The sequence below is a fragment of the Streptomyces sp. NPDC057900 genome, assembly GCF_042887885.1.
Taxonomy (GTDB): Bacteria; Actinomycetota; Actinomycetes; order Streptomycetales; family Streptomycetaceae; genus Streptomyces.
The window spans coordinates 1,467,286-1,479,952 of sequence record NZ_JBHVOI010000002.1 but is presented as its reverse complement, the minus strand read 5'-3'; the positions used below and the strand labels follow the sequence as shown (position 1 = coordinate 1,479,952).

Below are 12,667 nucleotides of genomic sequence, written 5' to 3'. Positions count from 1 at the left end.
CGCGCTCAGCTGAGCCCGGCCGTCCTGGCCCGTTCCACCGCCGGGCCGATCGCCCGTGCCACCTCATCGATGTCCTGCTTGGTGGTGGTGTGGCCGAGCGAGAAGCGCAGGGTGCCGCGGGCCAGGTCCGGGTCCGTTCCGGTGGCGAGCAGTACGTGACTGGGCTGGGCGATCCCGGCCGTGCAGGCGGAGCCGGTCGAGCACTCGATGCCCTGGGCGTCCAGCAGCAGCAGGAGGGAGTCGCCCTCGCAGCCGGGGAAGGTGAAGTGCGCGTTGGCCGGGAGCCGGCCGCCGGGGGCCGGGTCGCCGCCGAGGAGGGCGTCCGGGACCTCCGCCAGCACGGCCGCGACCAGCTGGTCGCGCAGGCCGCCGGTCTCCCGGGCGAAGTCCTCGCGCCCGTCGGCGGCGAGCCGTCCGGCGACGGCGAACGAGGCGACCCCCGGCACATCGAGGGTGCCGGAGCGCACATGGCGCTCCTGACCGCCGCCGTGCAGCACCGGTACGGGGGTGAAGTCGCGGCCGAGCAGCAGTGCGCCGACGCCGAACGGGCCGCCGATCTTGTGGGCGCTGACGGTCATCGCGGCCAGTCCCGAACGGGCGAAGTCGACTTCCAGCTGCCCGAAGGCCTGCACCGCGTCGGCATGCATGGGCACATCGAACTCGCGGGCCACCGAAGCCAGTTCACGCACCGGAAGGATGGTGCCGATCTCGTTGTTGGCCCACATCACGGTGATCATCGCGACGTCGTCGGGGTTGCGGACCAGCGCCTCGCGCAGCGCGTCCGGGTGGACGCGCCCGAAGCGGTCGACGGGGAGGTATTCGACGGTCGCGCCCTCGTGCTCGGCCAGCCAGTCCACGGCGTCGAGCACCGCGTGGTGCTCGACGGGGCTGGCCAGCACCCGGGTGCGACGGGGGTCCGCGTCGCGGCGGGCCCAGTACAGGCCCTTCACCGCGAGGTTGTCCGCTTCGGTGCCGCCGGAGGTGAAAACCACCTCGCTGGGGCGTGCGCCGAGGGCGTCGGCGAGGGTCTCTCTGGACTCCTCGACGGTACGGCGGGCCCGGCGCCCGGCGGCATGCAGGGAGGACGCGTTGCCGGTGACAGCGAGCTGGGCGGTCATCGCCGCGATCGCTTCCGGGAGCATCGGGGTGGTCGCGGCGTGGTCGAGGTAAGCCATGGTGGGCTCGATTCTACGAGCCCGCGGTGGGGCGCAGGGCGGGCGCATGGCGCATCGCGGCCCGCGCACCGCGGAATCAGCCGCTGAAGCTCCAGCCGACGGCGCCGTTCCCGGTGACGAGGAAGGCCAGCACCACCAGGTCGGCGACGCCGAGCGCGAGCCCCAGCAGGGCGCGGCCGCGGCGGGCGGTGGACCGAGCCAGGGCGACGAGCGCCATCACGATGGCCGCCGGGCCCAGCAGGATGTTCATCACCAGCAGTCCGACGAGACCGAGGACGAAAGAGGCGACCGCGAGGGCGTCGGCGTCCCGGGTGGACCGGACAGGGCCACCGGCGGCCGGACCGGAGTCGTCCGTCGTCGCGGAGCGGCGGCCGAGTGTGGTGAGCGTCATGGTGCGGACTCCTTCGGGGTGGATGCGGCGGGGGCGGCGGGCGGGGGCGTCCGTCAACGGGACCGGCGCTGGGCGCCGTGCCGCTCGCGCACGGCGAAGACCAGGAGCCAGCAGCCGATGAGGGCGCCGAGGACGAGAGTCAGCGGCAGCGGTATGTGGGCCACCGCCCCCAGCACGATCCCCAGCAGAAGCAGAGCGACGACGAGGACGATCATGGCCGGCCTTTCCAGGGTCGAGAGCCCCGATTGAGAGCCCCGATTGAGAGCCCTCATTTGAGAGCACGAGTGTTCACTGACTTGTCAGTCTAGACCCGCGTACCCCTTCCCCGTCCCGGAGAACAGTTGTTTACTGAATGGCATGAGTCACACCGCCGGTATCCGCCAGGCCCAGAAGCTGAAGACGCGTCAGGCACTGCTGGACGCCGCCCTCGGACTGCTTGAGGAGCAGAGCCTGAGCAGCCTGGGACTGCGCGAGGTGACCCGCGCGGGCGGCGTCACGCCGACGGCCTTCTACCGGCACTTCGACGACATCGCCGCGCTCGGGGTCGCTCTCGTCGAGCAGACGCTGGGCAGCCTGCACGGAATGATCGGCGCGATCCTGGCCGAGACCGGCGACAGCGAGGTCCGGCTCGACCGCAGCGTCGAACTGATAGCGCGCCATGTCCGCGAGCAGCCCGCCCACTTCCGGTTCATCGCCCGCGAGCAGCACGGCGGGGTCGGCCCGGTCCGCGAGGCCATCGCCGACCAACTCCGGCTGTTCACGGAGGAGGTGGCGACGGCGATCGCCGGGGAGCCGGAGTCACGGGGCTGGAGCCAGGAGGATCTCCTGATGCTGGGCGGCCTCTACGTCGACCACATGGTGATCACCGCCTCCGCGCTGCTGGACGCGGGCCCGGACGGCGGACGGGCGGTGGCAGAGGTGGCCCGGCGCCGGATGCGACTGGTCACCCTCGGCAGGCTGCACTGGCTGGACGGCACCCCTGATCCGGCCTGATCCGGACGGAGGACCCCAGGACAGCCCTAGGCTGGCACACATGAGCGACGACCCGTGGATCCTGGACCGTACGTTCCACAGCTCCGCCGGGGAGGTCCGCTGGGCCGCCCTGGGACCGGCCGACGCACCGCCCGTCGTCCTGGTGCACGGGACGCCCTTCTCCTCGTACGTCTGGCGCGGGGTGGCCCGCGCGCTGGCCCAGGACCACCGGGTCCTCGTCTGGGACCTGCCCGGCTACGGCGCCTCCGCCCAGTTCGAGGGCCAGGACGTGTCGCTCGGCTCGCAGGCGCGGGTGCTCACCGAACTGCTGGGCCACTGGGAGCCGGCCGAACCCGCCGTGGTCGCCCATGACTTCGGCGGCTGCGTCGCCCTGCGCGCCCATCTGCTGCACGGTGCCCGCTATCGCCGCCTGGCGCTGGTGGACCCGGTGGCGCTGGCGCCCTGGGGCTCACCCGCCTACCGGCTGCTCGGCGGGCACCCGGAGGTGTTCGGACAGCTGCCGCCCGCGCTGCACCGGGCCCTGGTGCGCGAGTACGTGAGCTCGGCCAGCCACACCGGCCTGCGTCCGGCGGTCCTGGACCGGCTGGTCGAACCGTGGTGCACCGAGGCCGGACAGCCCGCCTTCTACCGGCAGATCAGCCAGAACGACCAGCGGTTCACCGATGAGATCCAGCACCGCTACGCCGGGATCGAGCCGCCGGTGCTGATCTGCTGGGGCGCGCAGGACACCTGGATCCCGCTCGAACGCGGCCACGAACTGGCCTCCCTCGTCCCCGGCTCCGAGCTGCGGATCATCGAGGGCGCCGGGCACCTGGTGCAGGAGGACGCGCCGGCCGAACTGACCGCCGCGCTCACCGGCTTCCTGCGGACGCCCCCGGCCGCCGGTCCCCGTACAGCGCCATGACCGCGCCGGGTGTCAGCCGCGCGGGGCCTTGGCGAGCTGGCGGGACTGGGCGACCAGCCGGCCGGCGCTGTCCCAGACGTCGGCGTCCTCCTCCAGGAAACCGCCCGCGAGGTTGCGGGTGGTGATGGAGACGCGGAGCGGGCCGGGGGCCGGGCGGCAGCGGATGTGGGCGGTGAGTTCGACGGTCGGGGTCCAGCCCTTGAGGCCCAGCTCGAACGAGGTCGGCGGCAGCGCGTCGACGGTGAGCAGCAGCGAGAGCGGGTCGGCGTCGCGGCCGTCCGCGAGCCCGAACCAGCCGCGCATCTCGCCCTTGCCGGACGGCTGCCCCACGGCCCAGCCGATCGTCGCGGGGTCCAGCTTGATGTCGAGCCGCTCGGTGATGGCCGAGCTGCCGGGGATCGGGGCCGGTCCGTCGCTCGGGCCCAGGCAGTGCTCGCGGGGCGGGATGGCGGGCACCTTCGCCGTGGTGCGGATGTCGTCGCTCAGGGCGTCCAGATCGCAGTAGGTGGCGAGGACCCGGATGCGTTCGACCTCGGTGCCGTCGTCCGCGTACTGGAAGAGGGAGGCCTCGCCGGTGGAGAGGGTGCGGCCGGTCCGGACGATCTGGGTGCGGATCACCGCGGGCCCGGGGACGGACGCGGTGAGGTAGTGCGCGGAGACCGAGAGGGGGTCCGGGTGCGGGAGGGCCTCACCGAGGGCGCGGCCGAGGATCGCGAGCAGGTAGCCGCCGTTGACGGCGCGGATGATCGTCCAGCCGGCGGAGAGCTCGGCGTCGTAGACGCCTTCTTCACGAAGGGTGACGGCGGTGTCCCGGTCGAACTCGCTGTCACCGATGATCGCCTGCGCGGTCTCTGCCGCCTGCGTTGCTGCCTGTGCCATGAAACGCACCGTACACCGATTGTATTACTGAGCGGTAGCTTTTTTCGGATGCTTCCGGCCGCTTCCTGATGCCGGGACGCCGGACGCCCGCGCTATCCCTCCTCCGCCGTGGCCGAGCGTCGGTTGTAGGCGCGCGGGGCCCGCCAGTGGTAGCGCAGCGCCAGCAGCCGCAGCACGAACGCGGTGATCACCGCGGCACCGCTGGTGAAGGCGTTGAGCGCGTCGAAGCGGATGCAGAGCACGATCATCGCGGCCCCCACGATCGCGGGCACGGCGTACAGGTCACGGTCCCAGCGCAGCAGCGAGGGCACCTCGTTGGCGAGCACGTCCCGCAGCACGCCGCCGCCGACCGCGGTGGCCAGCCCGAGCGCCGCAGACGCGGTCAGGCCGAGGCCGTAGTCGTACGCCTTGACCGTCCCGGTGACGCAGAAGAGGCCGAGCCCGGCCGCGTCGAAGACGTTGATGCCGACCTGGATGCGTTCGACGTGCGGGTGCAGGAAGAAGACCAGACCGGCGGCGAGCAGCGGGGTGGTGAAGTACCCGAGGTCCGTGAAGGCGGCCGGCGGCACCGCGCCGATGATCACGTCACGGAACAGCCCCCCGCCCAGCGCGGTCACCTCCGCGAGTACCGCGATGCCGAAGACATCGAAGTTCTTGCGTACGGCGAGCAGAGCGCCGGAGATCGCGAAGACGAAGATCCCGACGATGTCGAGCGCATGCTGGACGGAGGGCGTGAACAGTTCGTTGAGCACCGGGCAATTGTGCCGGTCCTACTCCTTCGGGCTGTCCTCCGGCGCCTCTGAGGGTGTTGCCGCGTCCCCCGCGGCGGGTTCGGCGGGTTCGGTGAGCGTCTTGGCCGGCTTCTCGGCGGCGGAGCTCTCCGGTGTGGCCGGTGTGACCAGTTCGACCGTTTCCCGGGGCGCGGCCGACTGCTGTCCGGGCGCCTGGTCGGGGGCGTTCTCCGGGTGGTGGCAGGCGACCTGGTGGCCGGTCTTCAGCGCGATCAGCGGCGGCTCCTGCGTCTTGCAGATCTCCGTCGCCTTCCAGCACCGGGTGTGGAAGCGGCAGCCGCTGGGCGGCGAGATCGGCGAGGGCACATCGCCCTTGAGCAGGATGCGCTCGCTCTTGGTCCCCCGGCGCCGCGGGTCCGGCACCGGCACGGCGGACATCAGGGCCTTGGTGTACGGGTGCATCGGCGCCGAGTACAGCGACTTGCGGTCCGCCAGCTCGACGATCTTGCCCAGGTACATGACCGCGATCCGGTCCGAGACATGGCGGATGACCGACAGGTCGTGCGCGATGATCACGTACGTGAGGCCCAGCTCGTCCTGGAGGTCGTCGAGCAGGTTGACCACCTGCGCCTGGATCGACACGTCCAGCGCGGAGACCGGTTCGTCGGCGACGACGAGCTTCGGGCGCAGGGCGAGCGCGCGGGCGATGCCGATGCGCTGGCGCTGGCCGCCGGAGAACTCGTGCGGGTAGCGGTTGTAGTGCTCGGGGCTGAGCCCGACCAGCGACAGCAGCTCCTGCACGTGCTTCTTGAGACCGCCCTCGGGCTCGACGCCCTGGAGCTTGAACGGCGCGCTGACGATCGTGCCGATCGTGTGCCGGGGGTTCAGCGAGGAGTACGGGTCCTGGAAGATCATCTGGACGTCGCGCCGCATCGGCCGCATCTTGCCCATGGACAGGTGCGTGATGTCGCGGCCCTCGAACTCGACCTTGCCGCCGGTCGGTTCGATCAGCCGGGTGATGAGCCGGCCCATCGTCGACTTGCCGCAGCCGGACTCGCCGACGACGCCCAGGGTCTCCCCCGGGTACACCTCGAAGTCGATGCCGTCGACGGCCTTGACCGCGGCGGCCTGGCGGCCGAACAGTCCCTTGCGGATCGGGAAGTGCTTGACCAGGCCCTCGACCCTGAGCAACGGCTCGCGCGAGTCGGTGGCCTGCTCGGGGATCGTCACGTCCTTCTCCAGCACCGGGGAATTCTTCTTCTCGCTCACGTCACTCACGTCGCTCACATCACTCGGATCGCTCACAGCTTCGGCGCAATCTGTTCGGTCCAGATCCGGGACCGCTCCTCCGGTGCCATGTGGCAGGCGGCGAAGTGTCCGTCACCGACCTGCTCCAGCTCGGGGCGCGTCGTGCGGGTGACGTTGTCCTTGGGGACGTCCGCGTACGGGCAGCGCGGGTTGAACGCGCAGCCGTCCGGGACGTTGATCAGCGACGGCGGCTGGCCCTTGACGGGGATCAGCCGGTCGGTCTCCTCGCGGTCGATGCGCGGCATCGAGGTGAGCAGACCCCAGGTGTACGGGTGCTGGGGCTGGTAGAAGACCTTCTCCGCCGAACCGCGCTCGATGCACCGGCCGCCGTACATCACCAGCAGCTCGTCGGCCATCTCCGCGACCACCCCGAGGTCATGGGTGATCATGATGACGGCGGAGCCGAACTCCTTCTGCAGATCCCGGATCAGGTCCAGGATCTGCGCCTGGACGGTGACGTCCAGGGCGGTGGTCGGCTCGTCCGCGATGAGCAGTTCCGGGTTGTTGACCAGGGCCATCGCGATCATGGCGCGCTGGCGCATACCGCCGGAGAACTCGTGCGGGTGGGAGTCGACCCGCTTGTGCGGCTCGGGGATGCCGACCCGGTCGAGCATCTCGATGGCGCGGGTGCGCGCGATCTTCTTGCTGACCTTGTTGTGGACCCGGTACGCCTCCACGATCTGCCCGCCGACCGTGAAGTACGGGTGCATCGCGGAGAGCGGGTCCTGGAAGATCATGGCCATCTTGCGGCCGCGCAGCGCGCGCACCCGGTCGTCGGAGGCGCCGATCAGCTCCTCGCCGTCCAGCCAGACCTCGCCGGAGATGCGGGCGTTGGGGGCGGTGCGGTGCAGGCCCATCACGCCGAGCGAGGTGACGGACTTGCCCGAGCCGGACTCTCCCACGATGCCGAGGGTCTGTCCGGGCTTCACGTCGAAGCTGACGCCGTCGACCGACTTGACCAGGCCGTCGTCCGTCTTGAAGTGGATGCGCAGGTCCCGTACGGAGAGGAAGGCCTCGTCGGCGGCCCGCGCGGCGGCGGGCTTGCCGGCCGCCGCTGTCTGTGACTTGGAAACCTCGGTCACGAGTACCTCACCCTGGGGTCGATGGCGGCGTACACCAGGTCCACCAGCAGATTGCAGACGACGATGAAGAAGGCCGCGATGAGCGTCACGCCCATCACGATGGGCAGGTCGTTGCCCCGGACCCCGTCAATGGCGTAGAAGCCGAGGCCCTGGAACGAGAACACCTGCTCGGTGATGACCGCGCCGCCGACCAGCAGGCCGAAGTCCATGCCGAAGATGGTGACGATCGGGGTGAGCGCGGCCCGCAGACCGTGCTTTCCGATGATCACGTTCTCCTTCAGACCCTTGGCGCGGGCCGTACGGATGTAGTCCTCACCCATGGTCTCCAGCATCCCGGCTCTGGTGATGCGGGCGTAGAGCGCGGAGTAGAGGAAAGCCAGCGAGCACCACGGGATCAGCAGGTTCCAGGCCCATTCCAGCGGATTCTCCGTGAACGGGACGTAGGTGATGTTCTCCCAGACGGGCCACTGCACGGTGAAGACGCCCAGCGCGAGCATGCCGGTGAAGAAGATCGGCAGCGAGACACCGGCGAGGGCGACGGCCATGAAGAAGCGGTCGAGGAGCGAGCCCCGCTTGAGCGCGGAGACGACACCGATCGCCACACCGCTGATCAGCCAGATCACCGCGGCACCGATGGCCAGCGAGAAGGTGACCGGGATGCGCGAGGTCAGCTCGGGCCAGACCTCGACGTGGTTCTTGAAGGAGAAGCCGAAGCAGGGGGCGCCGCAGTGCGAGACCTCGGGGCCGAACGTGTAGTCCGCGCCGACGAAGATCTGCTTGATGAAGTGCCAGAACTGCTCGTACAGCGGCTGGTCGAGGCCGAGGTTCTGTTTGACCGCGAGGATGGACTGCGGATTGGCGTCCTTGCCCACGTACTGGGCCGCCAGTTGGTCCATCGTCTGCCCGGCGAGCCGGGGGACGAGGAAGAAGATCGCGAAGGTGACTGCGCTGACGATCAACAGCAGCAGTACCGCGCCGAAGACGCGTCGGATGATGTACGCAGCCACAGCTATCCGGCGCCGGTATCTGTCTGCCGGGGGTGACCCGTGCGGTCGGACACCGTGCCTTCACCTGCCTTTCAGGACAATTCTGGGGGCCCGGAGAGCGGGGCCGTACCTACTTGGCGGAACCCATCAGCACGTAGTCGTACATGCCGAGGTAGGCCTGGGTGACCGTGACGTTGGTCGCGGACTTCGGCCGGAGCAGCAGGTTCTTGCGGTAGATCAGCGGCACGGCGGTCGCGCCTTCGGCCACGGCCTTGTCGACGTCGCCCCACGCCTTCTCACGGGCGGCGGTGTCGGTGTTGGCGATGCCCTCGTTGAGCAGCTTGTTGATCTTCGGGTCGTTCAGTTCCTGGACGTTGTTGCCACCGGACGGCTTGATGGCCGAACCGTTGATGATCTGGTCCAGGAAGCCGAAGCCGGTCGGCCAGTCGGCACCCCAGGCGCTCATGATCATGCCGAGCTTGTTCGCGTGCACGTAGCTCGGGTTGCCCGCGAAGTTGGTGAAGTACTTACCGGCCGGGAAGCTCTTGATCTCGGCGTTGATGCCGATCTTCTTGAGCGAGGCCTGCACCGCGGTGACCATGGCCATCTCGGCGGGGCGGTCGGAGCGGGCCGAGATCTTGGTGTCGAAGCCCTTCGGCTTGCCGCACTGCTTCAGCTCGTCCTTGGCCTTGGCCTCGTCGCCCTTGTGGCCGGCGGACTCGTACAGGTCGAACTTGCTGTAGCCGTTGACGGTCGGCGGCAGCAGGGTCGTCGCGACGTCACCCTTGGGGTCGCCACCCTGGGCGGCCTGGACCGACGCCTTGTCGAGGCCCCACTGGACGGCCTTGCGGCAGTGGATGTTGTCGAACGGGGCCACGTTGACGTTCAGACCGATGTACGAGGTGGCGCCCGCGTACGAGTTGTCCGTCTGCTTCTTCAGGTCGGGCTTGGTGAGCACGTCCGGCTGGGTGGCCGGGGCGACACCGGTGCCGCCGCCGTCGATGGTGATGTTGTCGGAGATCAGGTTGTTGTCGACCGTCTCCTGCTTCACCTTGAAGCGGATCGTCACCTTGTCCGGCAGGGCCGGGCGGTTCGGGTCGGTCTTCGGGTCCCAGTTGGAGTTGCGCACGAGGGTCGCGCCGCGGCCCTCGTCGTACGACTCGAACTTGTACGGGCCGGAGGACACGATGTGCTTCACATAGTCGGCACCCTTGTCCTTCGAGGCCGGCACGGGGGCCGTCTGCGAGAAGGTCGCCAGGTAGTCGAAGTCCGCGAAGGCGTCCTTCAGCTTGAAGACGATCGTGCTGTCGTCCGGCGTCTCGATGGAGGAGATGCCGCCCGCGCTCTTGTCCTTGTACGGACCCTTGTACTTGTCACCACCGAGCAGGTGGGCCTTGAAGTACGTCGGGCCGTTGGACAGGGCCTCCGGCGCGAAGTTGGAGCGCTCGACGGCGTACTTGACGTCCTTCGAGGTGATCGGGGTCCCGTCCTCGAACTTGAGACCCTTCTTCAGCGTGTACGTCCAGGTCTTGGCGTCGGCGCTCGCCTTGCCGAGGCCCTCCGCGAGGTCCGGGACGACCTCCAGGCCGTCCTTGCCGGCGGCCGGCTTGAACGACGTCAGGGTGCGGCCGTACAGGCGGGAGAGGTTCTGCACCCAGCCGTAGTAGGTGTTGCCGGGGTCAAGGGAGTCGGGCTCGTCGGAGAGCTCGATCTTGACGGTCCCGCCCTTCTTGTCCGACTTGTTGACGACCGACGTCAGCGCGGCGTCGGTGGCGCCGGAGCCCTTGCTGCTCCCGCCGCCGTTGTTGTCGTCGTCGGAGCCGCTGCACGCGGACGCGCCCAGCATCAGGACCACAGCCGTGGCAACCACCGCTGTCGTTTTACTGGTCTTCACCTGAGGAAATTCCCCTCAATCGATGGTTGCCATGGCATGTCGCACGTCGTTGTGACGAGCGCCGTTGGGCCCTACTTGCTACGGGGGTCGAGGGCATCACGCAGCCCGTCTCCCAGCAGGTTGAACGCCAGGACCGTGACGAAGATGGCCACGCCCGGCACGATCATGTACATCGGGTCGTTCCGGTAGAAGTCGATCGCGTTGGTGAGCATCCCGCCCCAGGAGGCCTGCGGCGGGGCGATACCGACCCCGAGGTAGCTGAGACCCGCCTCGAAGAGGATGTTCGAGGGGATCAGCAGCGTGGAGTAGACCAGGATGGGAGCCACCAGGTTCGGCAGCAGCTCCCGGAAGAGGATGAAGGGGCCGCGGGCCCCCAACGAGCGGGCCGCCTCGACGAATTCGCGGTTGCGCAGGCTCATCGTCTGGGCCCGGACGATACGGCCCATGTACGGCCAGCTGAAGAAGCCGATCACGAAGATCAGTACCGCGAGCCGCAGCGGCAGCCCCTCAAGACCGAACGCGCCGTCCTGCAGCGCCGCCGAGATGGAGATCGCGAACAGCAGCAGCGGGAAGGCCAGGAAGGTGTCCATCATGCGGCTGATGACCGTGTCGACCCAGCCGCCGTAGAACCCGGAGACCACGCCGAAGAAGACGCCGATCACCACGGAGAGCAGGGTGGCGCCGACGGCGACGACGAGGGAGACCCAGGAGCCCTCGATGATCCGGGACAGGATGTCGCGCCCGTACTGCGGTTCGACGCCGAGCGGATGGCTCCAGCTGATGCCGCCCCAGTCGCCCTTGGGCGCCAGCAGCGCGGGGTCGATGAGGTCCTGGTGGAACTCGTTGGGGTCCAGACCGAAGACGGCCTGGATCGGCTTGGAGAGGACAGCGAGCAGGACCAGCAGGATGACAACGATGCCGCCCGCGACGGCCACCTTGTCGCGCTTGAAGCGCGACCAGGCGATCTGTCCGAGCGAACGGCCCTCGATCTGGCTCTGCTTGACTCCCGTGAGTACTGCCTCCGGCTGAGCCTCGGCAGCCGATCCGGTGGTCTCGATCGGTGCGGTCACAGTGCCTTTGACCCCTCCCGCCGGCGGTGGCCGGCCCTTGCTCGCCGCGGTAACGGCCTGGCGCTTGTCGGCCGCGCGTGTTCACGCGGCTTCTGGCGTCTCGGTGCGAAAACGGTGCGGAACTCTGTGCGGAAATGCGTCTGCGGAATGTCCGCCGGGGCAACCTCGTACAAAGGGCCGACGATCCCCACTAGCCGGGAGTCTTCAACGCAGTTGCGATCACCCGCCAGACCTGACGGGGAATGTTTGCTCAAACGTGATGCGGTCAGTGAGCTTCCGTTATCCGGACAGGTGGATCGAGTGAGCGGACCACTCGCCCGCTAATCCACCAGAACGGACATGACGCCCAACAGGCGTTATTGAGTGGCTATTTGGGTGACCCGGAGGGGCACCTTGTCCGTCGGAGGGACCTTTGTCCGCTCCGATGGGCGCGCTAGTAGGTGTGCGGAGCCGGCCCGGGTGCCTGCGGGTAGCCGTAACCGGGAGCGACGACGCCACTGCGGCCGGCCGGGGCGTGCGACTCGCGGTCGTAGAACGGACGGGAGTTGCCCCGCAGCCACATCGCGACGGGGTCGTACTCGTCGGACATCGCGACGGTGGAGACCGGCAGTCCCTCCGGGACCGCGCCGATCGACTGCCGCATCATCGCGCGCACCGCGTCGACGGACGGCTGGCTCGTGTCGTACAGGTCGAGGCCGATGGCGAGGTACGGCACGCCGAGCGCGGGCTGCACCCAGGCGCGGCGCAGCGAGCGGACCGCCGGGGTGTGGTGGGCGTTCTGCGTCAGCTGGGCGTAGAACTGCGGGGTCTCAAGGGCGGGGTCGCTGATCCGCAGCGGACCGGCGGGCATCCGGTCGAGGCCGGTGGCGATCCGGCGGAGGTCGAGCCACGGGATGCCCACGCCGCCGCCCGGGGCGTGCGGGTTCAGCCAGATGCCCCAGCGCTCCGGGAACAGCGCACGGGCGATGTCGCGGCCGCCCACCACCTCGTGGGCCCGGTTCCAGCCGCTGGCGGCGAGCTCCTGGGCGGAGGTGACACAGGGGGCGTAACCGAGGCCCTCGACCTCCATGTTGCCGTACTGTGCGTCGGGCGAACCGGCCCTGCCGTGCCAGAGCAGCATCCAGATCCGGTCGGCCGCCAGGGCCTGGAGCAGAGCCTCGTACGCGTCGTAGCGACCGGGCGTCACTTGGCGCAGCATGTGCTCGATCTGCCCGCCCGCCGCAGTGCCTGACGCACTCACCCTGGTCCCGCCCC

At 69.4% G+C, this 12,667-nt stretch carries 13 protein-coding genes; 2 read left to right on the top strand and 11 right to left on the bottom strand.

Translation table 11 applies throughout. The features are described 5' to 3' along the window. Positions 1–5 precede the first annotated feature (5 nt). The 3 genes from ACFVQ0_RS13960 to ACFVQ0_RS13950 form a co-directional block, all read right to left on the bottom strand. On the bottom strand, positions 6–1,175 hold the full coding sequence (locus ACFVQ0_RS13960) for a cysteine desulfurase family protein (RefSeq protein ID WP_390087576.1): 1,170 nt from the start codon (positions 1,173–1,175) through the stop codon (positions 6–8). A 76-nt stretch (positions 1,176–1,251) separates the two neighbouring features. Further along, on the bottom strand, positions 1,252–1,566 hold the full coding sequence (locus ACFVQ0_RS13955; protein WP_390087574.1) for a DUF4190 domain-containing protein: 315 nt from the start codon (positions 1,564–1,566) through the stop codon (positions 1,252–1,254). Positions 1,567–1,619: 53 nt separating this feature from the next. Continuing rightward, positions 1,620–1,781, bottom strand: a complete 162-nt coding sequence (locus ACFVQ0_RS13950; protein WP_024492930.1) for a hypothetical protein — start codon at positions 1,779–1,781, stop codon at positions 1,620–1,622. A 142-nt stretch (positions 1,782–1,923) separates the two neighbouring features. On the opposite strand from ACFVQ0_RS13950, the gene ACFVQ0_RS13945 reads away from it, so the two are divergent. Together ACFVQ0_RS13945 and ACFVQ0_RS13940 are read left to right on the top strand one after the other, a co-directional pair. After that, positions 1,924–2,559 (top strand): TetR family transcriptional regulator, encoded by a 636-nt coding sequence (locus ACFVQ0_RS13945; RefSeq protein WP_390087572.1) that lies wholly within the window; start codon positions 1,924–1,926, stop codon positions 2,557–2,559. 40 nt (positions 2,560–2,599) lie between these two features. After that, positions 2,600–3,463: an alpha/beta fold hydrolase gene (locus ACFVQ0_RS13940; RefSeq protein ID WP_390087570.1), complete on the top strand. Its 864-nt coding sequence runs from the start codon at positions 2,600–2,602 to the stop codon at positions 3,461–3,463. A 12-nt stretch (positions 3,464–3,475) separates the two neighbouring features. Here the strand turns inward: ACFVQ0_RS13940 and ACFVQ0_RS13935 are convergent, their stop codons facing one another. The 8 genes from ACFVQ0_RS13935 to ACFVQ0_RS13900 all read right to left on the bottom strand — a co-directional run bounded on the left by ACFVQ0_RS13935 (position 3,476) and on the right by ACFVQ0_RS13900 (position 12,653). Continuing rightward, positions 3,476–4,342, bottom strand: a complete 867-nt coding sequence (locus ACFVQ0_RS13935; RefSeq protein WP_390087568.1) for a thioesterase family protein — start codon at positions 4,340–4,342, stop codon at positions 3,476–3,478. A 92-nt stretch (positions 4,343–4,434) separates the two neighbouring features. Next, positions 4,435–5,094, bottom strand: a complete 660-nt coding sequence (locus ACFVQ0_RS13930) for a trimeric intracellular cation channel family protein (protein ID WP_390087566.1) — start codon at positions 5,092–5,094, stop codon at positions 4,435–4,437. 18 nt (positions 5,095–5,112) lie between these two features. Continuing rightward, the gene (locus tag ACFVQ0_RS13925; RefSeq protein ID WP_390087824.1) at positions 5,113–6,318 is read right to left on the bottom strand and encodes a dipeptide ABC transporter ATP-binding protein; all 1,206 of its coding nucleotides are present in this window, start codon (positions 6,316–6,318) and stop codon (positions 5,113–5,115) included. Between the two features lie 56 nt (positions 6,319–6,374). Further along, a complete protein-coding gene (locus ACFVQ0_RS13920) occupies positions 6,375–7,463 on the bottom strand; it encodes an ABC transporter ATP-binding protein (RefSeq protein WP_390087564.1) in 1,089 nt (362 codons plus the stop codon). Next, positions 7,460–8,470 (bottom strand): ABC transporter permease, encoded by a 1,011-nt coding sequence (locus ACFVQ0_RS13915; protein ID WP_390087562.1) that lies wholly within the window; start codon positions 8,468–8,470, stop codon positions 7,460–7,462. Before ACFVQ0_RS13915 ends, ACFVQ0_RS13920 begins: the two co-directional genes overlap by 4 nt. 109 nt (positions 8,471–8,579) lie before the next feature. Next, entirely contained in the window at positions 8,580–10,295 is a 1,716-nt protein-coding gene (locus tag ACFVQ0_RS13910) for an ABC transporter substrate-binding protein (protein ID WP_390087822.1), read from the bottom strand. A 119-nt stretch (positions 10,296–10,414) separates the two neighbouring features. Then, complete coding sequence (locus tag ACFVQ0_RS13905; RefSeq protein WP_371633613.1) at positions 10,415–11,413, bottom strand: ABC transporter permease; 999 nt, start codon at positions 11,411–11,413, stop codon at positions 10,415–10,417. 433 nt (positions 11,414–11,846) lie between these two features. Further along, a complete protein-coding gene (locus tag ACFVQ0_RS13900) occupies positions 11,847–12,653 on the bottom strand; it encodes an enhanced serine sensitivity protein SseB C-terminal domain-containing protein (RefSeq protein ID WP_390087560.1) in 807 nt (268 codons plus the stop codon). Positions 12,654–12,667 lie beyond the last annotated feature (14 nt).

What these genes read in the sequence shown, in the direction of transcription:
- ACFVQ0_RS13935 (WP_390087568.1), bottom strand. Translation starts at nt 4,342, where the DNA reads ATGGCACAGGCAGCAACGCAGGCGGCAGAGACCGCGCAGGCGATCATC.
- ACFVQ0_RS13950 (WP_024492930.1), bottom strand. Translation starts at nt 1,781, where the DNA reads ATGATCGTCCTCGTCGTCGCTCTGCTTCTGCTGGGGATCGTGCTGGGG.
- ACFVQ0_RS13910 (WP_390087822.1), bottom strand. Translation starts at nt 10,295, where the DNA reads ATGCTGGGCGCGTCCGCGTGCAGCGGCTCCGACGACGACAACAACGGC.
- ACFVQ0_RS13945 (WP_390087572.1), top strand. Translation starts at nt 1,924, where the DNA reads ATGAGTCACACCGCCGGTATCCGCCAGGCCCAGAAGCTGAAGACGCGT.
- ACFVQ0_RS13955 (WP_390087574.1), bottom strand. Translation starts at nt 1,566, where the DNA reads ATGACGCTCACCACACTCGGCCGCCGCTCCGCGACGACGGACGACTCC.
- ACFVQ0_RS13940 (WP_390087570.1), top strand. Translation starts at nt 2,600, where the DNA reads ATGAGCGACGACCCGTGGATCCTGGACCGTACGTTCCACAGCTCCGCC.
- ACFVQ0_RS13960 (WP_390087576.1), bottom strand. Translation starts at nt 1,175, where the DNA reads ATGGCTTACCTCGACCACGCCGCGACCACCCCGATGCTCCCGGAAGCG.